General features: G+C 68.5%; 20 protein-coding genes. 8 read left to right on the top strand and 12 right to left on the bottom strand.

Annotated features, from left to right (window positions below; translation table 11 throughout):
* Positions 1-30 precede the first annotated feature (30 nt).
* The 3 genes from LCM32_RS19375 to LCM32_RS19365 are packed head-to-tail and all read left to right on the top strand — an operon-like array spanning position 31 to position 3,082.
* Complete coding sequence (locus tag LCM32_RS19375; RefSeq protein WP_224822737.1) at positions 31-1,116, top strand: acyl-CoA dehydrogenase family protein; 1,086 nt, start codon at positions 31-33, stop codon at positions 1,114-1,116.
* Positions 1,117-1,121: 5 nt separating this feature from the next.
* Positions 1,122-2,270: an acyl-CoA dehydrogenase family protein gene (locus tag LCM32_RS19370; RefSeq protein WP_224822736.1), complete on the top strand. Its 1,149-nt coding sequence runs from the start codon at positions 1,122-1,124 to the stop codon at positions 2,268-2,270.
* An 11-nt stretch (positions 2,271-2,281) separates the two neighbouring features.
* Positions 2,282-3,082: a crotonase/enoyl-CoA hydratase family protein gene (locus tag LCM32_RS19365; protein ID WP_224822735.1), complete on the top strand. Its 801-nt coding sequence runs from the start codon at positions 2,282-2,284 to the stop codon at positions 3,080-3,082.
* A gap of 176 nt (positions 3,083-3,258) precedes the next feature.
* Here the strand turns inward: LCM32_RS19365 and LCM32_RS19360 are convergent, their stop codons facing one another.
* The 7 genes from LCM32_RS19360 to LCM32_RS19330 form a co-directional block, all read right to left on the bottom strand.
* Positions 3,259-4,044, bottom strand: coding sequence for a helix-turn-helix domain-containing protein (locus LCM32_RS19360; RefSeq protein ID WP_224822734.1), 786 nt, complete (start codon positions 4,042-4,044; stop codon positions 3,259-3,261).
* A gap of 163 nt (positions 4,045-4,207) precedes the next feature.
* Positions 4,208-5,863 carry an ABC transporter ATP-binding protein gene (locus LCM32_RS19355; protein WP_224822733.1) on the bottom strand — a complete coding sequence of 552 codons (1,656 nt, stop codon included), beginning with the start codon at positions 5,861-5,863 and terminating at the stop codon, positions 4,208-4,210.
* Positions 5,864-5,868: 5 nt separating this feature from the next.
* Positions 5,869-6,714, bottom strand: a complete 846-nt coding sequence (locus LCM32_RS19350; RefSeq protein WP_224822732.1) for a metallophosphoesterase family protein — start codon at positions 6,712-6,714, stop codon at positions 5,869-5,871.
* 93 nt (positions 6,715-6,807) lie between these two features.
* Complete coding sequence (locus tag LCM32_RS19345; protein ID WP_224822731.1) at positions 6,808-8,358, bottom strand: ABC transporter substrate-binding protein; 1,551 nt, start codon at positions 8,356-8,358, stop codon at positions 6,808-6,810.
* A gap of 69 nt (positions 8,359-8,427) precedes the next feature.
* The gene (locus tag LCM32_RS19340; protein WP_224822730.1) at positions 8,428-9,315 is read right to left on the bottom strand and encodes an ABC transporter permease; all 888 of its coding nucleotides are present in this window, start codon (positions 9,313-9,315) and stop codon (positions 8,428-8,430) included.
* Positions 9,316-9,325: 10 nt separating this feature from the next.
* A complete protein-coding gene (locus tag LCM32_RS19335) occupies positions 9,326-10,252 on the bottom strand; it encodes an ABC transporter permease (protein ID WP_224822729.1) in 927 nt (308 codons plus the stop codon).
* On the bottom strand, positions 10,249-10,938 hold the full coding sequence (locus tag LCM32_RS19330; RefSeq protein ID WP_224822728.1) for an HAD hydrolase-like protein: 690 nt from the start codon (positions 10,936-10,938) through the stop codon (positions 10,249-10,251). The genes LCM32_RS19335 and LCM32_RS19330 overlap by 4 nt, the downstream gene beginning before the upstream one ends.
* A 196-nt stretch (positions 10,939-11,134) precedes the next feature.
* Between LCM32_RS19330 and LCM32_RS19325 the strand changes: the two genes are divergently transcribed.
* Together LCM32_RS19325 and LCM32_RS19320 are read left to right on the top strand one after the other, a co-directional pair.
* The gene (locus LCM32_RS19325; protein WP_224822727.1) at positions 11,135-12,013 is read left to right on the top strand and encodes a LysR family transcriptional regulator; all 879 of its coding nucleotides are present in this window, start codon (positions 11,135-11,137) and stop codon (positions 12,011-12,013) included.
* 128 nt (positions 12,014-12,141) lie between these two features.
* On the top strand, positions 12,142-12,756 hold the full coding sequence (locus LCM32_RS19320) for a glutathione S-transferase family protein (RefSeq protein WP_224822726.1): 615 nt from the start codon (positions 12,142-12,144) through the stop codon (positions 12,754-12,756).
* Positions 12,757-13,165: 409 nt separating this feature from the next.
* On the opposite strand, the gene LCM32_RS19315 is transcribed toward LCM32_RS19320, so the two are convergent.
* Genes LCM32_RS19315 through LCM32_RS19300 form a run of 4 tightly spaced genes read right to left on the bottom strand, consistent with a single transcriptional unit; the run spans position 13,166 to position 17,717 of the window.
* A complete protein-coding gene (locus tag LCM32_RS19315; protein ID WP_224822725.1) occupies positions 13,166-14,755 on the bottom strand; it encodes a gamma-glutamyltransferase family protein in 1,590 nt (529 codons plus the stop codon).
* Positions 14,739-16,256, bottom strand: coding sequence for a tripartite tricarboxylate transporter permease (locus tag LCM32_RS19310; RefSeq protein ID WP_224822724.1), 1,518 nt, complete (start codon positions 16,254-16,256; stop codon positions 14,739-14,741). Before LCM32_RS19310 ends, LCM32_RS19315 begins: the two co-directional genes overlap by 17 nt.
* Before the next feature lies 1 nt (position 16,257).
* Complete coding sequence (locus tag LCM32_RS19305; protein WP_224822723.1) at positions 16,258-16,773, bottom strand: tripartite tricarboxylate transporter TctB family protein; 516 nt, start codon at positions 16,771-16,773, stop codon at positions 16,258-16,260.
* Complete coding sequence (locus tag LCM32_RS19300) at positions 16,770-17,717, bottom strand: Bug family tripartite tricarboxylate transporter substrate binding protein (RefSeq protein ID WP_224822722.1); 948 nt, start codon at positions 17,715-17,717, stop codon at positions 16,770-16,772. Before LCM32_RS19300 ends, LCM32_RS19305 begins: the two co-directional genes overlap by 4 nt.
* Before the next feature lie 123 nt (positions 17,718-17,840).
* Between LCM32_RS19300 and LCM32_RS19295 the strand changes: the two genes are divergently transcribed.
* Positions 17,841-18,734 (top strand): LysR family transcriptional regulator, encoded by an 894-nt coding sequence (locus tag LCM32_RS19295; protein WP_224822721.1) that lies wholly within the window; start codon positions 17,841-17,843, stop codon positions 18,732-18,734.
* A 90-nt stretch (positions 18,735-18,824) separates the two neighbouring features.
* Here LCM32_RS19295 and LCM32_RS19290 read toward each other — a convergent pair whose 3' ends face one another.
* The gene (locus LCM32_RS19290) at positions 18,825-19,511 is read right to left on the bottom strand and encodes a fumarylacetoacetate hydrolase family protein (protein WP_224822720.1); all 687 of its coding nucleotides are present in this window, start codon (positions 19,509-19,511) and stop codon (positions 18,825-18,827) included.
* Positions 19,512-19,695: 184 nt separating this feature from the next.
* On the opposite strand from LCM32_RS19290, the gene LCM32_RS19285 reads away from it, so the two are divergent.
* The gene (locus tag LCM32_RS19285; protein WP_224822719.1) at positions 19,696-20,367 is read left to right on the top strand and encodes a FadR/GntR family transcriptional regulator; all 672 of its coding nucleotides are present in this window, start codon (positions 19,696-19,698) and stop codon (positions 20,365-20,367) included.
* 116 nt (positions 20,368-20,483) lie between these two features.
* Positions 20,484-21,464, top strand: coding sequence for an ABC transporter substrate-binding protein (locus LCM32_RS19280; protein ID WP_224822718.1), 981 nt, complete (start codon positions 20,484-20,486; stop codon positions 21,462-21,464).
* Positions 21,465-21,505: the final 41 nt, after the last annotated feature.

Below are 21,505 nucleotides of genomic sequence, written 5' to 3'. Positions count from 1 at the left end.
GTGGCGGCGCCCGACTTTCCAGGAGACATCATGGACAGGATGATTGCCGACAGCGCCGAGCGGCTCTTCTCGGCCTACCGTGAACACAGCTTTGCGGCGCTGCCCGCCCAGGCCGGGGCCGATGCCGCCCCCCTCCCCGCAGGCCTCTGGGCCGAGATCGAGGAGGCCGGCTTCCCGCTGGCGCTGCTCTCGGAGGACGAAGGCGGCTTCGGCCTGCCCGCCGAAAGCGCCCTCGCCCTCGTCCGCATGGCCGCCGAACATGCCGTCGCCGCCCCCCTGGGCGAGACGATGATCGCCAACCTCCTGCTGGCCCGCGCCGGTCTGGACCCGGTGGAGGGCATCGCCAGCTTCACCGCCGACCATGCGCTGACCCTGACGCCCGTCGCCTCCGGCTGGCAGGCCACCGGGCGCCTGCACGCGGTGCCCTATGGCCGGATGGCGCAGACCATCGTCGTGCGGGTCAAAACCGCCGAGGGTGCCAAGCTGGCGGCACTGCCCGCAGGCACCGCCCTGCCCGCCCACAACCTCGTGGCCGAGCCGCAGGATACCCTCGTCTACGACCTGACCCTGCCCGCCGAGGCCGTCACCGACGCCCCCGCCCTCTGCGAGGAGATGCTCCTCCTCGGGGCCCTGCTGCGGGCGCAGGGCGTGGCCGGGGCGCTCTCTGCCCTGCTCGGCCTGACGGTGGACTACGCCAACGAGCGCAAGCAGTTCGGCCGCCCGATCGGCAAGTTCCAGGCGATCCAGCAGGAACTGGCCGTGCTGGCCGGTGAAACCGCCGCCGCCGGAGCCGGTGCCGAAATGGCCGCCCGCGCCTTCGCCGATGCCCTTGCCGGCAATACCGAGGCCGACTGGCGCCTTGCCGTCGCCGCCGCCAAGCTGCGCGCGGGCGAGGCCGCGGGCAAATCCGCCGCCATCGCCCATCAGGTGATCGCCGCCATCGGCTTCAGCCATGAATACCCGCTTCACGCCCTCACCCGCCGCCTCTGGGCCTGGCGCGATGAATGCGGCAGCGAGGCCCATTGGGCCCGCTGGATCGGGGAAACCTGCTGTGCCCGCGGTGCCGAGGGCTTCTGGCCGCTGCTGACCCAGCCCGAGATCCGCGGAGCCGCCTGATGAACATGATCGCCTTTCCCCCCGTCGCCGCCGAGGCCGTGGCTGACCCCGCCGCCCTGCGCGCCGAGGTCCGCGCCTTCCTTGCCGCCGAACTGGGCCCCGACTACGGCCCCACGCTCCGCGCCCGCTCGTGGAGCGGCCATGACCCGGCGTTCTCGCGCAAGCTGGGCCAGCAGGGCTGGCTCGGCATGACCCTGCCGCGCGCCTATGGCGGGCACGAGCGCAGCGCGCTCGACCGCTATGTCGTGGTCGAGGAACTGCTGGCCGCCGGTGCCCCCGTCGCCGCCCACTGGATCGCCGATCGCCAGAGCGCGCCGCTGATCCTGCACAACGGCACCGAGGCACAGCGCCAGCTGATCCTGCCCAAGATCGCCGCGGGAGACTGCTACTTCTGCATCGGCATGAGCGAGCCCGACAGCGGCTCCGACCTCGCCGCCGCCCGTACCCGGGCCGAGCGGACCGAGAGCGGCTTCCGCATCAACGGCACCAAGCTCTGGACCACCTATGCCCATGAGGCGCATTACATGATCCTGCTGGCCCGCACCGGCCCGGCCGAGGATCGTCATGGCGGACTCAGCCAGTTCCTGATCGATCTCTCGACCCCCGGCATCACGATCAGCCCGATCCTCGACATCGCGGGCGATCATCACATGAACGAGGTCTCCTTCCGCGACGTGGAGGTGCCCGCCGATGCCCTGCTGGGGCAGGAGGGCGAGGGCTGGAAACAGGTCATGGGCGAGCTGGCCTTCGAGCGCAGCGGGCCGGATCGCTTCCTGTCATCCTTCGCGCTGATCAACGCCCTGATCGCCCAGATCGGCACCGGGCCCGACCGGCTGGAGGCGCAGGTCATCGGCCGGATCGCGGCGCATCTGATGGTGCTGCGGCAGATGTCGATCTCGGTCGCCGGGATGCTGGCGCGGGGCGAGAACCCGGCCCAGCAGGCGACCATCGTCAAGGACCTCGGCGCGCTGCTGGAGCAGGAGATCCCCGAGATCGCCCGCGCCCTGACCGACACCGCCCCCCGCCCCGGGGAGCGCGATACATTCGCCGCCGTATTGGCCCAGACCATCCTCGCCGCGCCCAGCTTCTCGCTGCGCGGCGGCACCCGGCAAATCCTGCGCGGCATCATCGCCCGCGGGCTCGGCCTGCGCTGAAGGAGACCGACATGACGCTCGTCACCCACGAGATCGACGCCGAAGGCATCGTGACCCTCACCCTGAACGACCCGGACACGCGCAACGCGATCTCCGACCTGCCGATGATCGAGGCGCTGCTCGACGCGCTCGACGGGGCCAATACCGATCCGGCCAGCCGGGTGATCATCCTCACCGGCACGGGCAAGGCCTTCTCCTCCGGCGGGAACATCAAGAAGATGGGGGCGGCGGGCGGGCTCTCCGATCCGCTGCCGGCACGGACCCGTCTGGGCTATCGCCATGGCATCCAGCGACTGCCGATGGCCATGGAAGCGATGGAGATCCCCGTGATCGCCGCCGTGAACGGCCCCGCCATCGGCGCAGGCTGTGATCTGACCTGCATGTGCGACATCCGCGTGGCGGGCGAGGCGGCGCTCTTTGCCGAAAGCTTCGTGCGGCTCGGCATCGTGCCGGGCGACGGCGGCGCATGGCTGCTGCCGCGCATCGTCGGCTTCTCCAAGGCCAGCGAGATGGCCCTGACCGGCGACACGGTCGATGCGCAGGAGGCGCTGAAGATCGGTCTCGTGTCGCAGGTCGTCGCGGATGCCGATCTGATGGAGACCGCCCGCAGCGTGGCCCGCAAGATCGCCGCCCATCCCACCCACGCGGTGCGGATGACCCGGCGCCTGCTGCGCGAAAGTTGCAACCAGTCACTCGCCTCGGTGCTGGAGCTCTCCGCCGCCTTCCAGGCGCTTGCCCATGCCACCGCCGATCACGAAGAGGCGGTGCAGGCCTTCCTCTCCCGTCGCTCCCCCGCCTTCACCGGCGTCTGAGCGACCGCGGAAGCCCCGCTGCCCGGCACCCGTCCGGCGCAGCCCGGCCCCTCGGGGCCACGGTCACGGCACCCGGCGTGCCCCTTGGGTCCTGCCAAGGGCGCAGCCGATACCAGACCACCGTCCAAGGCTTCGGTTTAATCCCCGGCCTCGGACACCGGTCTCGGACATCGCCCTCAGACCCCGGCCTCCGCAAAGGCCGCCGCCAGACCATCGGCGGCGGCTTTCAGTTTCGGCAGCAGTTCCTCGCGGACCCGCTCCGGCGTCGTGGCCTGCTTCAGCATCATCAGGTTCAGCGCGCCCCAGATCCGATCCCCCGCCATGACCGGCACCGCAACGGCCCAGAAGGAACCGTTGTATTCGTCGCTGCTATAGCCCTCGTCCATCGTGGCATAGCCCTCGGCCCGCACCTGATCGACCAGCGCCGCGATCTCGGCATCCGTCGGCACGGCGGGGCCGCCTGCCTCGGCCCGCTGGCGCAGCGCCGCGATCAGCTCCGCGCGTTTCGCCTCGGGGCAGAAGGCGAGGTAGGCGCGCCCGATGGAGGTGCGCAGCACCGGCGCGCGGAACCCGCGCCGCCGGTTGAAGGACATCGGCCCGGTGTCGCGCGAGGTCTCGACCACGATCATCTCGGTCCCGTCCAGCGTGGCGAAATCCGACGGCCAGCCGACCTCGGTCCGGAAGGCCTTCAGCGCGGGGGCCAGCAACAGTTCGAACTGCCGCGCCCGGTCGTAGCCCGCGCTCAGCTGCAGGGTCCGCCCGGTGACGAGATAGGCGCCGCTCTCGGGGTCCTGCACCACGTAGCCGGCGTGGATCAGCGTCTCCAGCATGCGGATGATCGTCGCCTTGTCATGGCCTGTCGCCGCGTGGATCGTCTTGAGATCCGCCGGGTCATGGGCGTTCACCGCCTGCAACACGTCGAGCCCGCGCAGGACCGCCGCCACCGGATTGTAGGATGCCAAGGCCGCCGCCTCCCTCTCTCGTCGCCCGCGCCGAAAGGCGCAGGGCCTGAGATCTGGGTAGTCGCGCAGGATCGTCCGCGCAAGCCTCGCGCGGGCGATGGCCACAGGCTGGCGCATCCGGGGCACAGGCCCGAAGCGCCGGTTCAGGGTCGAAATCCCCACCTCAAGCGGGGATCGTGGCCACCTCGGTCGCGCCCGCCACGGGCAGCGCCAGCCCCTCGGCCCGCGGCACGGCGGCCAGCAGGCGGCGGGTATAGGCGTGGCGCGGCGCATGAAGCACCTGCGCCGTCTCGCCCTGCTCCACGATCTCACCCTTGTACATCACCGCGATGCGGTGGCTGACCCGCTCCACCACGGCGATGTCATGGCTGATGAAGAGGAAGGAGACCCCCTCCTCGCGCTGGATGCGCGCCATCAGGTCCGTGACCCGCCGCGCGTTGGAGACGTCGAGCGCCGAGACCGCCTCGTCCGCGACGATGATCTGCGGCTTCACCGAGAGTGCCCGCGCGATGCAGATCCGCTGCCGCTGCCCGCCCGAGAACTGGTGCGGGAACCGCTCCGCCGCATCCGCCGGCAGGCCGACACGCTCCAGCAACTCGCGCGCCAGTGCGTCGCGCCCGGCGGGGGCGACCATGCCGTGCAGGTAGGCCGGTTCGGTCACCAGATCGCGGATTGCCATGCGGGGGTTGAGCGCGGCATATGGGTCCTGGAACACCATCTGGATCTGCGCCCGGTGCGGCTTCAGCGCCTCGGGCCCCAAGGCCTCGATCCGCGTGCCCAGCAGGTCGATCTGCCCCGAGGCCGGGTCCACCAGCCGCATCACCGTGCGGGCGAGTGAGGACTTGCCACAGCCGCTTTCGCCCACCAACCCCAGCGTCTCGCCCCGCCCCAGCGTGAGGGAGACACCGCGCACCGCCGCCACCGGCGCCTTGCGGGAGAAGAGCCCGCCGCCGCCGTAGGTGGTGACCACGTCGCGCACCTCCAGCACCGGCTCGGCCCCGATCAACGGCGCGGGCGATCCGTCGCCGAGGCGCGGCGTGGCGGCCAGCAGTTCGCGCGCATACTCCGATTTCGGCGCGGCGAAGAGATCGGCCTTGCGGCCCTCCTCCACCAGATTGCCGTCCTTCAGCACCACCACCCGGTCCGCGATCTCGGACACGACGCCGAGGTCATGAGTGATGAACAGCACCGCCATCCCGAGGTCCCGTTGCAGCCCCGCGATCAGGGCGAGGATCTCGGCCTGCGTGGTGACGTCGAGCGCGGTGGTGGGCTCATCCGCGATCAGCACATCGGGCTCGCAGATCAGCGCCATGGCGATCATCACCCGCTGCCGCAACCCGCCGGAAAGCTCATGGGGGTATTGATCCAGCCGCTGCTCCGGCTCGGGGATCTTCACCCGCTCCAGCGCGGCGCGGGCCTCGGCCCGGGCGGCGCGGCCCCGCAGGCCCCGGTGCAGCGCCAGCGTCTCGCCGATCTGCGCCCCGATGGTCATCACCGGGTTGAGCGAGGTCATCGGCTCCTGGAACACCATCGCGATCCGGTCGCCCCGGATTGCCCGCAGCGCAGCGGGCGGCAACGCGGTGATCTCGGCCGGGCGGTCACCGCCCAGTCGTATGCTGCCCCCGGTGATCCGCCCGCCCTCGCGCTCGATCAGCCGCAGGATCGACAGCGCCGTGGCGCTCTTGCCCGAGCCGCTCTCGCCCACGAGGGCCAGCGTCTCGCCGCGGTGGATGTCGAAGCTCAACCCGTGCACCGCCTCGACCGAGCCGAAGGCGACGCGCAGGTCCTTGACGGAGAGGACGGGCGGATTGGGCAGCATGGGGCTCACTCCGCCGCAAGCTCGGCAAAGAGCGGGGCCAGCGGCGGGGTCCAGCGGTGCCGCATGGGCGAGAGGCGTGCCTCGAAGGGATCGTCGCCGAAGACCTGCCAATGCACCGTCTCGCCCAGCTCCAGCATGCCCCAGGCGCGGGCGGGTGCGCCGGCGGTGGTGAAGCTTTCGGTCAGGCTCTGCTGGGTCATGTGCGGGATACCGTCCACGGTGGTCACCGTGTTCCAGTGCACGTGCCCCGCGATCGCCGCCATGGGCACGCGGGCCTGTGCAAGCGCCGCGCGGGCGCGGTCGGCCTGCGGATAGGTCGAGAGGCCCGGCGTGCGCTGGAAGTAGTAATTACCGACCTGCGAGTGACCCGAGATCGGCACATGAGAGGCCAGCAGCGTCGGCTTCTCGGCCTGCTGCGCCATGCGCGAGAGCCACAGCAGATCGGTCTCGGGCAGGTCGAAACCGGGGCGCAGCACGTTGCGGTGAATGCGCGAATCCGCCCGCCACAGCGCCAGCTGCCACGCGCCGAGGTCGATCACCTCGGATGCCAGCGGCGCATCGAGGATCGCCTCGTTCTTCGCCACGCTCAGGTGGTCGCGGTCATGGTTGCCGCAGACATGGTGCACGGGGGCGTCGATGCGGGCGAAGATCTCGGCCACTTCGCGTTCCAGCCGGGCATCGGTCTGGCTGTCCACGTCCGAAATGCGATCGCCGAGGTCCAGCACCAGGTCCGGTGTCTGATCGTTGGCCCACTCCGCGAAGGCAGAGAGCAGCTCCAGCGCCGTGTCGCCGCGCTTGGTGTGCGAGGGGGCGCCGTGGTGGATGTCGGTGACGATGGCGATCCGGGTCATGTCGGTCTCCGTGGAGGGTGTGCCGTGAGGGGGTCTGGAAAAGGGACAAACGCATGGGGTGGGACCGGGCCGCAAAGCCCGGTCCCCGCTGGATCAGCTCCCGGCGAGGGAGATGCTGCCGGCGCGGAAGTCGAGAACATAGGGGATATGGCCGGGCATCGGCGCCCAGTTGACCGCGTTCTTCATGCCCCAGCTTTCGAACGGGCGGTACAGCGGCAGAACCGGCGGGTCCTGCTTGATCTCTTCCATCACCTCGACGTAGGCGGCCTTGCGGGCCTCGACGTCGGTGGAGAAGCGGAAGCGCTCCCATTTCTCGGCATAGTCGGCGTCGGTGTTGAACCGGCCTTCGCTTTCCGAGGGGCCACCGGGCGCCCACATCACGCCGAAGGAGCCGAAGGGGTCGGCGAAGTACATCGGGTTCGACCAGTTGCGCGTCATCATCTCGGGGTCCTTGCCGGACCACTGGTCCTGCACGTTCACCCGGCCGTTGATGCCGACAGCGGCCCACATCTCCATGATCGCCTGCGCGGCCAGCAGGCCGTTGGTGTAGTAGGTCGCGGCGGTGTCATAGGTGATCTCGAACCCGTCGTAGCCCGCTTCCTTCAGAAGCGCCTTGGCGCGCTCGGGATCGTATTCGAAGGTCACGAGGTCAGGCTGATGCAGCGCGCCCATCTCGGCCATCGTGTGGGTCGAGGGGACAACCGCCTTGCCCAGCCACAGCGCCTCGTTCAGGGCGTCGCGGTCGATGGCCAGCGACATCGCCTGACGGATGCGCGGGTCCTGCAGCTTGGGGTGGTTCTGGTTCATGATCATGACATGGAAGAGCGCGGTGGCAGAGCCTTCGGTCTTCATGTTCGGGTCCTTGTCGATCAGCGACAGCTGGTCGGGGGCCACGTTGGTAATGATGTCGGCCTCGCCGGTCTTCAGCGCGGTCACGCGGCTGGCGGTCTCGGCGATCTGGACGACGGTGGCGCGCTCCAGCGGGGCGGCCTCGCCCCAGAAGTCGTCGAACCGTTCCCAGACCAGTTTCTCGCCGGGCTGGAAGGAGGCGATCTTGTAGGGGCCGGTGCCCACGGGGGCAAGCGAGAAGGCCTCGAAGTCGCTGTCCTCGGCCACGTCCGGGTCGCCGGTCAGCGCCTTGGTGTAGGCCTCGGGGATGATCATCGCCTGCTGCATCGAAACGAGGGTTTCCCACAGCGGCTCTTCGCGGGCGGCGTGGATGCGGATGGTGTAGTCATCCACCTTCTCGGCGCCGGTGAAGTTGCCGAACCGGTCCTTGGCGCGCACCACGTAGGGCGGGAAGGTCGCCTGGAACATCCGGTTTAGCGAGAAGACCACGTCATCGGCCGTCATCTCGTCGCCGTTGTGGAACTTCACGCCTTCGCGCAGCTTCAGCTCCATGGTGGTCGGGTCGATCAGCTCCCACGAGGTGGCGAGGCCGGGGGTCCACTCGGGCGCCAGCTTGGTGTGGTCGCGGTCGATCAGCGTGTCGAAGGTGTTGTAGTAGAACTGCGAACCGACGTTGGAGTGGTCGCGGCCGGGATCGACGTAGGGGGTGACGTTGGCGGCGCCAACGGTGATCTCCTGTGCGGCGGCAGCCAGCGGCAGCGCGGCAAGGGCGGTGGTCAGCATCAGGCGGAACATGGGATGTCTCCGTTTGAAGGTAGGGTGGATATTGGGTGAGGGCCGGTTGACCGGCTCTTGGTGTAGGGATCAGCGTTCGCGCAGCCGGACATCGGCGCGGTCTCGCAACCAGTCGCCCAGGATTTGCACGGTGAAGGTCAGCAGAACGATCAGCGCGGCGGGGGTCAGCACGATCCACGGCGCGGTCGGCATGTAGTCGCGCCCCAGCCCCACCATCGAGCCCAGCGAGGGCTGCGGCGGCTGGACGCCAAGGCCGAGGAAGGAGAGCGTGCTTTCGAGGATGACGATATTCGACAGCGCCAGCGTGAACTGCACCACCAGCGGCGAGACGAGGTTGGGCAGCACGTGGCGCCATGCGGTGTAGACGGGCCCGGCCCCGGCGGTCTTCGCCGCCTCGAGGTAGGGCTGCGCCGCGATCCTTCGCACCTCGCCGCGCACGATGCGGGCATATTGCTCCCAGCCGGCGATGCCGAGGACGAAGATCAGCACCGTCAGGCTGGAGCCCATCAGCGCCAGCACCAGAAGCGCCACCAGCGTGAAGGGGATGGCGATCTGCATGTCGACCAGCGCCATGATCACGTCTTCGGCCCAGCCCCGGCGCAGGCCCGCGATCAGCCCCAGAAGCCCCCCGATCACCAGCCCGATCACGGCCCCCGCAAAGGCGAGCGCCAGCGTCAGCCGCAGCCCGTGAAGCGAGCGCGCCAGCACGTCGCGGCCCAATTCATCGGTGCCCGCGAAATGGCCCGGCGCATAGCGGTCGAACCCCATCGGCGGGCGCAGCCGCGACAGCAGGCTCTGCTGCAGCGGGTCGAAGGGCGTCAGCAGTGGCGCGAAAAGCGCAGCCCCCACCAGCAGCACCGCCAGCACCATGGCGATCTTCTGGATGATGTCGGCACCCTGTCCTTTGCGGGACGTGCGGCGGCGCAGGCGCAGGATGGGATCGGCGAGGCTTGCCATGTCTCTCTCCTCAGGCCCGGGCCAGCCGGATCCGCGGATCGGCGAGCGCATAGGCGATGTCTGTGAGCATGTTGATGGCGACGACGGCCACGGCGACGGCGATCACGCCGAACTGCAGCACCGGGTAGTCGCGCAGGATCGCGGCATTGACGAGCATCTGGCCGACACCCGGCCAGGAGAAGATGCTCTCCACCACCACCGATCCGGCGGCGGCCAGACCGGCGATCTGCAACCCGATGACCGAGATCACGGTGATCGAGGCATTCCCCAGCCCGTGTTTCAGCACCACCCGCGTCTCGCGCAGGCCCTTGGCCCGGGCGGTGCGGATGAAGTCCTGCCCCAGCACGTCCAGCATGGCATTGCGGGTGAAGCGGGTCAGGGCCGCGACGAGGACGCCGGACATGGCGATGGTCGGCATGATGAAATGCGCCCATGTCCCGTTGCCCACTACCGGCAGCCAGTTCAGCCAGTAGGAGAAGGTCAGCACCATGACGATGGCCAGCACGAAGGAGGGCACCGCGTAGCCGGTGAAGGCCACCACCATGACCGCCGATCCGATCCAGCTGCGCCGGTAGACCGCCGCCAGCACGCCAAGCGGCAGAGAAACCGCGACGGTCAGTGCGACCGAGGCCAGCAGCAGCTGCCCCGAGGGCCAGAGCCGTTCCGCCACCACCGTGGTCACCGGGCGCCGGTCCACGAAGCTGAGGCCGAATTCCCCCGACAGCACGCCGCGCAGGTAGGCGAGGTACTGATGCCAGAGCGAGCGGTCGAGCTCGAAGTAGTTGATCAGCGCCTGCCGTCCCTCTTCCGTCAGCCCCTCGCCCAGGAAGGTGTCGATCGGGTTGCCCGACAGCCGGGTCGCCACGAAGGTCACCGTGACGATGGCAAAGAGTGTCACCGCCGCCTTCACGACGAGGCGGAGAAGGTAGGGGATCATTGTCCGGCCCTCCGGTGGATATGGATGAAGGACATGCCCGCCGCCGAGGCGGCCCGCCCGTCCGTCTGCACGTTGTCGCCCACGAAGATCGCGTCCTCGGCCCGCAGCCCGGCCTCGGCGAGCGCATGGGTCAGCATCGGGGCATAGGGTTTGCCAAGGCTGCGCCACGCCAGCCCGGGGCGGATCGCCCGCAGCGCGGCCAGCAGCGCGCCGGTCTCGGCCACCGGCTGGCCCGCGTGATCGGGATGCGAGACATCCTCGTTCGCGACCCAGAGCGGCACACCGCGCGCCAACTGCGCCAGCAGCGGGCCCAGCGTATCGACGTTCTGACCGGGATCGCGGCACAGCAGCACCGCCTCCGGCTCCCGTGCGTCGGGCACCAGCCCCATCGCCCGGGCGCGCGCCACCAGCACCGGTGCGGCGCAGAGCGTCAGGTGGCGCAGCCCCTGCCGCGCGAAATGCTGCAGCGTGAATTCCCCCGCCATCAGGATATGCGCGGGCGGGACGGAGAGGCCGAGGTCCGACAGCTGCCGGGACAGGGCCGCGGCGGTGCTGTCGGACCGGTTCGAGACGACGCGGAGCCGGTCGCCGCATCCTTCGACGAACTCCGCCGTCTCCTCGAAGAGCCGCCCCTCGGACATCAGGCACCCGTCCAGATCGCACAGCACGATCCGCGCCTCCTGCACCGCTCGGGGGTCAAGCTTTGCAAGGCGTCGGGTGGTCGGAACGGTCGATGTCGTGACGGCGGCCAAGTCTGTCTCTCCTGCGTCTGTGCAGGGGCCGTCTTGCGCCCGCTGCTGGAGAGAGGAATGACCGCGCTTTGTAACAGGGCCGACACGAACCAAGGCTAGACCTTGGGGAAACCAAAGCCGGAGTTTGCAAATGGCCCTCTCCCCCCAAAGACTGGATGCCGTGCGGGCCGTGGCCGAGAGCGGCTCCTATGCCGCCGCCGCGCGGGCGCTCGCGGTCACGCAGCCCAACATTTCCGCCCAAGTGCGTGGTTTGGAACAGGAATTCGGCATCCGCCTGTTCCGGCGCGAATCGGGGCGGCTGCTGCCGACAGATCTCTGCCTGCAACTCTGCGATTCGGCGGAACGCATGGCCGAGGCCCGGGCCGAGGCCGAACGCCTCCTGCTCTCCCGATCCTCCTTGCGCGAGGGGCAGATCATCGTGGGCCTCGGCAATGCGATGCCGGGCATGGCGCTCGTCGCGGCCTTCCACCGCGCCTATCCCGGCGTGACGCTGAAGGTCGAAACCGGATCGCACGCCAAGATCACCCGCGCGGTGCTGACCCATGAATGCGACATCGGCGTGCTGCCGGACGTGCCCGCCGATCCCCGCTTCCGCCGCGCCCACCTCGCCGCCGCCCGCGTCGTGGCCATTGCCCCGTTGGGGCATCGCCTCGCCCGGGTAGGGGAGGTGACGGCCCAGATGCTCTGCGACGAGCCGCTGATCTTCCGCGCCTCGGGCTCCTCAACCCAACGGGCGGTGGACCGGATGTTCGCCCGCGCCGGTCTCTCGCCCCGGCCCTTCTTGACCCTCGACGCCCGCGACGGGCTCTACGAGGCGGTGGCCAACGGCCTTGGCATCGGCTTCCTCTGGCAGGGCTCCACCAGCCGCAGCGACGGCGTCGCCCGTCTGCCGATTGCCGAGATGCGGGGGCTCACGATCCACGAGACGGTGTTCAGCCTGACCGAGACCTCGGGCCAGATCGTCGATGCCTTCTTCCAGCAGGCCGAAAGCCTGACCCCGCGGCCCTGAAGCGGCGCGCGCACAGGCACCGGGGCCGATCCGCACCCCGGCACGCCCGCCCCTGCGCCTACGGCTACGGACAGGCGGCCCGCCGTGGTGTATGCCGGGCCTGCGCATGTCGCGCAGAGGAGAGCCCCATGATCACCCTGTTTCATTCGCCCGGAAGCTGTTCGAACGGCCTGTTGCTGTTACTGGAGGAAGTCGGCGCCGACTACGAGGTCGAGGTGCTGCCGATCATCGAGGGCGCGCACCGGACCGAGAGCTACCTGGCGCTGAACCCCAAGGGCAAGATCCCCGCGCTGCGTCTCGACGATGGCACCGTCCTGACCGAGTTCCAGTCGATCGCGCAATATATCGTCGACACCCACCCCGAGGCCGGTCTGGCCCCCGCCGATCCGCTGGCCCGGGCACAGCTCTGCGCGGCGATGGACTATATCGTCGCCTCGCTCCACATGCGTGGCTACAGCTTCATCAAGCGGCCCGCCCGTTTCGTCGAGGACGCCTCCGCGCATGAGGCGATCTCGGCCCACGGGCATGAGCAGGTGGCGCAGGCCTCTGCACTGCTCTCCGACATGCTGGGCGAGCAGGAGTACCTGCTGGGCGATTTCTCCGCCGCGGATGCCGCGCTCTACTTCACCTCCCGCTGGGCCGACGGCGACGGCGTGACCCTGCCCGAGAACCTCGCGGCGCATCTGGACCGCGTCCGCGCCCGGCCGTCGCATGCGGCCGTGGCGCATCTGATGCAGCGCTGACGCGTCCCTGTTTCAGGCGAAAGGGCGGCCTCGCGCCGCCCTTTCTCATGCATTACGACCACTAATCCGCAGCGCCCCCTAAGCCCCGGCACCGACTATCTCCAGCGCGGAGCAAGGCCGCAGGCCGCCGCGCATCGCCGGCGCGCCCCCACGCGGCGGCGATTTGGTGAGGCTGGGCCGTCCCTCGAGAGGGAGGGACAAGCTTGGCTACCATAAAGTGGTGGCCAGAGGGGTTCGGATCGCCCCCGCGCGCGCCGGCACTGCGCGGCTTCGTGGTGTCCGCGACGGTTCACCCGTTTGGTGCACCGTGAGTTCAGGCTCTGCACGGCAGTTTAGAGACTGACCCACCCCCAAACGAAAAGAGCCCCCGCACCCGGCGGAGGCTCCTCTCATCTCACAATCGACAGGCTCAGAACCCGGCGGCCTGACCATCCTTGCGCGGATCGGAGCCAGCGACATAGCCGCCGTCTTCCAGCCGATGGATCAGTTGCGCCCCACCAAAGCCGAAGGCGTTGTCCGGGCTTTCGACCGTGATCTTGTGGCCCAGCCCTTCCAGACCCGCCAGCAGATTGGCGTCCATGGTCGGCTCGCAGGCCACGTCGAGGCCCGAGATCATCCGCCAGCGCGGCGCATCCGCCGCGACCTGCACATCCTGCCCCCAAAGCTGGGTGCGCAGCAGCAGTTGCAGATGCCCCTGTGCCTGGATCGGGCCACCCATCATGCCATAGGCCATCAGCGGCGCGCCGTTCTTCATGGCGAAGCCCGGGATGATCGTGTGGAACGGACGTTTGCCGCCCGCCACCTGGTTCTGGTGGCCTTCCTTGGTGGTGAAGCCGAAGCCACGGTTCTGCAGCGACACACCCGTGCCCGGCACCACGACGCCAGAGCCGAAACCGGCGTAGTTCGACTGGATGAAGCTCACCATCATGCCCGAGGCATCGGCGGTGCTCATCAGGACAGTGCCGCCCTGCTTGGGCGCGCCGGGACCGAAGTCCTGCGCCTTGGTCGGGTCGATCAGCGCGGCGCGGGACTTGAGGTAATCGGCATCCAGCAGCGCCGTCTCGTCCACCTCGGTCATGAAGCGGCGGTCGGCGACATAGGCGTGCATGTCGCTGTAGGCCAGCTTGATGGCCTCCAGTTGCAGGTGCACCGCCGTCAGGTCATCCGGCCCGTGGTCGCGGATCGAGGTGTGCTGCAGCATCCCGAGCGCCATCAGCGCCGCGATCCCCTGCCCGTTCGGCGGGATCTCGTGCAGTTCCACGTCGTCGAACTTCTGCGAGATGGTCCCGCACCAGTCGGCCTCGTGGGCCGCCAGATCTTCGACCGTCATGGCGCCACCATGGGCCTTGGCGAAGGCGGCGATCTCTTCCGCGATCTCCCCCTCGTAGAAGGCACGGCCCTTGGTCTCGGCGATCAGGCGCAGCGTGCGCGCGGCACCGGGGTTGCGGAACCGCTCACCCGCCTTCGGGGCACGGCCGCCGGGCATGAAGGTCTCGGCGAAGCCGGGCTGGTGGCCGAGCGTCTTGGCGCCCTTCTCCCAGAGCGCGGCGATCACCGGCGAGACGAGGAAGCCCTCTTCCGCGTAGCGGATCGCGGGCGCCAGCACCGTGGCGAGGCCCAGCTTGCCGAAGCGTTCGGAGAGCGCGACCCAGGCGCTGACGGCGCCGGGCACGGTGACCGAATCCCAGCCATGCTGCACCATCCCGTTCGGGAACCGCTCGGGCGACCAGGCGACCGGCGCACGGCCCGAGGCGTTCAGGCCATGCAGCTGCTTGCCGTCCCAGAGGATGCAGAAGGCGTCGGAGCCAAGCCCGTTGCCGGTGGGCTCGACGATCGTCAGCGCCGCAGCGGTGGCGATGGCCGCGTCCACGGCGTTGCCGCCCTGCTGCAGGATCGTCAGACCGGCCTGCGTCGCCAGCGGCTGCGAGGTGGCGACCATGTTTTCCGCCAGCACAGGGGAGCGGCGGGAGGGGTAGACGGGATCATGACGCAGCTGCATCGGAGGACCTCTTGGCTTTGTTGCGTTGCTTCAGATGGCCACGGATGGCCCATGCGATCGACAGGACCGCGGCGATGAGGAACAGCAGGCTGATCGGGCGCGTGACGAAGAGCGTCGGATCGCCGTCCGTCATCAGGGCGCGGCGCAGGTTGGTCTCGGCAATGGGTCCGAGGATCACGCCCAGAACCAGCGGGGCAAGCGAGTAGCCGAGCGCCCGCAGAACGTATCCAGCCACGCCGATAAAGCCCAGCAAATACAGATCGGTAACCCGGTTATTGAGGGCGAAGGAGCCAACAGCACAACAAACCATCACAACCGGCACGATCAGCCACTTGGGCACCGTCGCAACCCGCAGGAAGAGCCGCATCGACAGCACCGAGACGATCAGCATCAGCAGCGAAGCCACAGCCATGGCGATGAACATGCCATAGACCAGATCGCCGTGATCCATGATCAGCCGCGGCCCGACCGAGATGCCGTGCACCATGAGCGAGGCCATCAGGATCGCATCCACCGCCGAACCCGGAATGCCGAGGCCGATCAGCGGGATCAGACCGCCGCCCGCGGTGGCGGAGTTGCCCGCCTCCGAGGCCACGACGCCGTCGGGGTTGCCCTTGCCGAAGCTGTCCGGGTCCTTGCTGGCGCGTTTCGCCTGGTCATAGGCCACGAGGTTCGCGATCGAGCCCCCGGCCCCCGGCAGCGCCCCGATCAAAACCCCCACGATGGAGGAGCGGATCAGGTTCACGGGCCGCATCAGCACCTCTTTCATCACCTTCCAGGTCTGGAAGTCGATGGCGCCAGTGACGAGCGCATTGCCCGACCGGACCTCGCTCTTGTCCTCGACCTCGGAGGCCAGCTGCGAGATCGCGAAGATCCCGATCAGCACCACGAGGAAAGGCAGCCCCGCCTCCAGCATCTCGATGCTGAAGTCAAAGCGCGGACGCCCCATCATCGGGTCGGGGCCCACGGTCGAGATCGCAAGGCCGATGAGGCCGGCCAGCATCCCGCGGATCACGCTGTCGCCCACGAGGCTGGCCACGATGGTCAGCGCAAAGACGATGAGCGAGAAGTATTCCCACGGCCCCAGCTTGACCGCGAAGATCGCCAGCGGCGGCGCCGCCACGATCAGCACCACGGTCGAGATGACGGTGCCGAAGAAGGAGGCCCAGACCCCCAGCGAGAGCGCGCGGCCCGGTTCACCCTTCCGCGCCATGGGGAAGGCGTCGAAGGTGGTGGCGACCGAGGACGGCGTGCCGGGGATGCCCAGCAGTGCGGCCGAGATCAGGCCGCCGGTATAGCCGCCCACATAGACCGAGAGCATCACGGCGATGCCTTGCAGCGGCTCCATCGTGAAGGTCAGCGGAAGGGTCAGCACGATCGCCATGGTGACCGTAAAGCCCGGGATCGCCGCGGCGATGATGCCCGCGACGGAGCCCGCCAGCATGTAGATCAGCGTGGCGAAGGTGAAGATCTGCGTCAGACCGGAGAGGAAATCTTCCATGTCACAGCACCCCGCGCGGCAGGAAGACGGTAAAGACCTCGGCAAAGAGCCAGTTCAGCCCGAAGGAGAAGACCGCGGCCGCGATGACGGCGATGATCAGCGTCTTGGGGCTGCGGGGCATCAGCACGAGTTCCACCGCAAGAATGAAGACGAAGCTGGCGATCGAGAACCCGAGGACGGGGATCGCCACGATGTAGATGCCGAAGGCGGCAAGGCAGACGAAGACCAGCGAGCGGCGCTTGGCCCAGGCCACCGTCTCGGCCGCGAACCGGCCATAGGCATCGGTGGGGATCTTGCGCAGCGCGTCGACGATGGCGACCACGGCCATCAGCGCGAGACCGGCAAAGACGATCTTGGGAAAGGCCCCTGCTCCCAGCCGCTCGAACCGTGTGGTCGGAATAGCGGCGGCCGAGAGGAAGAGGGCCACGGAAGCGATCAGGATCAGGACGTAGCTGAGGAGGCGGGCGATCTCGCCCGCCTCCCGCGCCTGCTCCTTGTTGAAGCCGTTTTCGCTCACGGTGCGAGGACCTCCGACAGCGATTTCACGGTTTCATCCAGCTTGCTCAGGTAGGTGGCATAGCCCTCCTGGCCGCGGAACATCACTTCCGCACCGGCATTGTTGGTCTGCTCGATGTAGGTCGCATCCTTGGAGAGTTCCTCCAGCGCGGCTTCCAGCTTGTCCTTTGCCTCCTGCGGCGCGCCCTTGGGCATCACGATGCCGCGGGTCACGTTCAGCTCGAGGTCCGAGCCGAGTTCCATGAAGGTCGGCACGTCGGGCGTGGCAGCCATGCGCTCGGGCGAGCCGACGGCGAGGAACTGGAGGTCGCCGTTCTCGACGAACTGCAGCGAAGAGGAGATGTCGCCGATGGCGGCGTCGAGGTTGCCACCCACGAGGGCGCGCACGCGCTCGCCGGTGCCTTCATAGCCGACGTACTGGAACTGCAGGCCATAGGCCTGTTCGATCATCGCCGCGTGCAGGTGCGGCACGCCGCCCAGGGTCACGCCGATGGTGATCTCGCCGGGGTGCGCCTTGGCAAACTCCACGAATTCGTTGAAGTCGCTGTAGTCCTCGGTCGGGTGCACGACGAGGTACTGCGGCGAGGCGGTCATCAGCGCGATCGGGTCGAAGCTGTCCCAGTTGAGCTCGGTGATGCCGGTTTCATGGGCGACCAGCAGGCCTTCGTGGACCTGGCTGATGGTGTAGCCGTCCGCCGCGCGACGCGAGGCTTCGCGCAGGCCGACGGTGCCGCCGACGCCGGGCATGTTGATGATCGGCATCTCGGTGCCGAGGTAGGGCGCGACATTGCCTGCGATCAGGCGCATCAGCGTGTCCGACCCACCGCCCGGCGACCAGGGCACGATGAATTCAACGGGGTGATCGGGGTAGTCCTGCGCCGAGGCAGGGGCCGCGACCAGAGTGGCGGCGGTGAAGAGAGCTGCAAGGCCCGCACGGATCGTCATTCGAGATCTCCCTAGAGGGGCCCGACGTGGACCGCCGGGCGTTTTGGTTGCGGTATACAGCTAACACAAGACAGACCCACACAAAGCGCGTAATACTTGGCATCAATTCCAGTTTTGCTTAACATGAGTGTCATGGACACCCGCCAGCTTCAGACCCTCCTCGCCATCGTGCAGCACGGCGGCTTCGCCGCCGCCGCGCGCGAGGTGCATCTCACCGCCTCAGCTGTCAGCCAGCAGATCAGCGCGCTGGAGGAGGAGATCGGCGCGCCGCTCTTCGACCGCTCCCGCCGCCCGCCCGCGCTCACCGCCAAGGGGGCCGAGATGGTGCGCTCGGCCCGGACGATCCTGCAGCTGGTGCACGAGGCCAGGGCCGCCCCCGGCGGCGGCGCAGTGCGCGGCACGCTGGCCATCGGATCGCTGCGCACCGGAGCGCAATCGATCCTGCCCCGGGCCCTTGCCACGCTGCGCCCGCTCTATCCCGAACTGACCTTCCGGATGCGCATCGGCATGTCCGAGGAGCTGATGAACGAGGTCGCAACCGGGCAGCTCGACGCCGCCCTCGTCGCCGATCACGTGGCCGTGCCGCCCAGCCTCTACTGGACCGAGGTGGTGAAGGAGATGCTGGTGGTGATCACCCCGCCCGGCACCCTCAGCCGCTCGCTGGCCGAGGTGGTCCGCAGCATCCCCTACATCCGCTACCGTACGCAGGTGCCACTGGCGCGCCAGATCGACACCGAAATCGCCCGCCTCGGCGCCGCGCCGGAACAGGTCGTTTCGGTCAACACGATGACCTCGGTGATCGGCTGCGTGCAGGCGGGGCTCGGCTTTGCCATAGTGCCCTACGCGGTGCTGCAGGATGCGATCACCGCCTCGCTGGGATGGTTCCCCTTCGGCAACCCGCCGATTCACCGCAGGCTCGGCATCGTGCAAAGCCCCCATTCCACCCGGGGCGAGGTGCTGGTCCGCCTCTCCGAAGCGGTGCGCGAGGCCGGCCGCCCCCGCGACGATCACGACTGAGGCCCCTGCCCCGGTCTTCACGTCAGCCCCGCAAACAGAAACGGCCCGGAGGAAACCTCCGGACCGTCCTGCCCAACATGGACCGTGATCTTAGACCACGGTCACCGTCATCTCGCCCAGGCCCTCGATGGAGAGTTTCATAACGTCGCCCTTGGCCACGGGCCCGACGCCCGAGGGCGTGCCCGACATGATCACGTCGCCCGGCGCCAGCTCGAAATACTCCGACAGGTAGGAGATCATTTCCGGCACCTTCCAGATCATCTGGTTCAGGTCGCCTTCCTGCTTCAGCTCGCCGTTCACCTCCAGCGCGACGCGGCCCTCGGTGGGATGGCCCACCGCGCTCACCGGGTGCAGCGGACCCACGGGGGCGGAGCGCTCGAAGGCCTTGCCGATTTCCCACGGCCGCCCCATCTTCTTGGCCACGCCCTGCAGGTCGCGGCGCGTCATGTCCAGCGACAGGCCATAGCCATAGACATGGTCCAGCGCGCTCTCGACGGGGATGTCCTTGCCGCCCGATTTCAGCGCCACGACCATCTCGGCCTCGTGGTGCACGTCCTCGCTCTTCACCGGGTAGGGGAACTCGCCCGAGGCATCGAGGTTGTCGGGGTTTTTCTGGAAGAAGAACGGCGGCTCGCGGTCGGGATCGTGGCCCATCTCGATGGCGTGGGCGGCATAATTCCGACCAATGCAATAGACCCGGCGCACCGGGAACACCGCGTCGCTTCCCGCCACGGGGATCGTCGGAACCTCTACCTTATCAATAACATAGTCAGTCATGCCGCTCTCCTGTCTGCGATTCGTTGTACCATTCATAAATCGCGACCAATCCACGATCAATTGCAATCAATCCCGACCAAAGCGAATTTATTGGTTGATATTTGGCGAATCCGGGCAATACTCGGGGCATATCGCCGGAATTGATCGACCAATTCGCGCCCTTTGACGCCAGCAGCGACGGACCATGAACCAGACCACGCCCCTTTCCAGCCTCAAGGCCTATATCGCGGACGGAAACTTCGCCCCCGGCGACCGGCTGCCGCCCGAACGGGTGCTGACAGAGGCGCTCGGGCTGAAGCGCGCGACGCTGCGCCGGGCCCTCGACACGCTGGAGCAGGAGGGCGTGATCTGGCGCCACGTCGGCAAGGGCACCTTCCTTGCCGAGGAGCGGCCCGCCGATGCGCCGATGCCGTGGTTCGACGAGGTCAGCCGCCAGCTGACCCCGGTCAAGATGATGCGCGCCCGGATGAGCATCGAACCCGCCATCGCCCGCGAGGCGGCGGTGAATGCCTCCAAGGAGGCGCTCGCCCGGATCGACGCGGCCATCCTCGGCGCCGAGGAAGCGCCCGACTGGGAGACCTACGAGGAGTTCGACGACCAGTTGCACCACGCCATCGCCGAGGCGACGGACAACCCGCTGCTGGTCGCGCTCTTCCGGCAGCTCAACGGGGTGCAGCGCGCCGTGGCGTGGAATTCGGTGGTCCGCACCACCGAAAGGCCGCCGCGCAGCCACACCAGTTTCGCAGAACACCGCGCGATTGCCGACGCGATCCGCAACCGCGACCCGAACGGGGCCCATGACGCCATGCGGCGGCATATCGGCTCGGTCTCGGGGCGCCTTTTCGGGGAGATCTGACCGACACTCTGACAGAGACGGGATGACGCGGCCAAGGGGACGGGAGACCCCGCCGCAACAGATCGGCGCTCCGCTTTGGGAGGAGAGGGACGCCGTGACAATGGGAGGAGAAAAACATGAAAACGCTACTGAAATCGGTGGCGGCCCTCGCGGCTGCCAGCTTCATCGCCGGGGCGGGTATTACGCCTACCACGGCGCAGGCGGAGACGATCAAGATCGCCCTCGCCGAAACCCCCTCGGACGAGATGGCCGCCTTCTTCGTGGCGCTCGACCGGGCCAAGGCCAACGGGCTCGACTACGAGTGGACGGCCTTCTCGGACGAGGAACTGGCCATTCAGGCAGTGCTCAGCGGCCAGATGGATATCGGCTTCGGCACCCCCTACTCGGCCATGCAGCGCTCGCGGGCGCCGATCCGGATCATCTTCCAGCTCTCCAAGCTGAAGTTCTTCCCGGTCACCACCAAGACCTATGACAAGCTCGAGGACCTCGACGGGGAACCGATCCTGCTGCATTCGCGCGGCGGTGGCACCGATGCCATCGCCAACGTGATCGAGGAGCGCCTCGGCATCAAGTTCGGCAAGCGTTCCTACGTGCCCGGCTCCTCGAACCGGGTTGCGGCCCTGCTGGGCGGTCAGGCCGATGCCACGATCATCGACCTGTCGAACACCAACAAGCTGATGCGCGGCCCGGCGGCGGATCGGTTCAACGTCCTCGACCTCTTCGACGTGGACGCCAGCGACGAGGCGCTCTTTGCCAACCTCGACTGGATCCAGAACCATGCCGAGGACGTGCAGACCTTCGTCGATGCCCTCGTCAGCGTCTACCGCGACATGGCCGAGGACCCCACCGTGATCCGGCGCGAGACCGATCCCGACGGGCCCATCGGGCGGCTGCCGCCGGAACTGCTCGGCAACCTCGACGGCTACTACGCCGACGCGGTGAAGGGCGGGCTCTACAGCATGGATGGCGGCGGGCGCCGCGCGGCCAAGGCCGATATCGAATGGTACAGCGCCGCGGGTCAGCTCGACGGCGATCCCGCCAGCCTCGACATCAACGACTTCTGGTACTTCGCCCCGCTCGACGCGGCGACCGAGTGACAGGGCGGGGCCGCACACCGGCCCCCTCCCCTGCCGCGGGG

It is taken from the genome of Pseudooceanicola nanhaiensis (assembly GCF_020171315.1).
In the GTDB taxonomy this organism is placed as follows: Bacteria; Pseudomonadota; Alphaproteobacteria; order Rhodobacterales; family Rhodobacteraceae; genus Pseudooceanicola; species Pseudooceanicola nanhaiensis_A.
The sequence above is the reverse complement of the archived record's forward strand: the minus strand, read 5'-3'. Positions and strand labels throughout refer to the sequence as shown.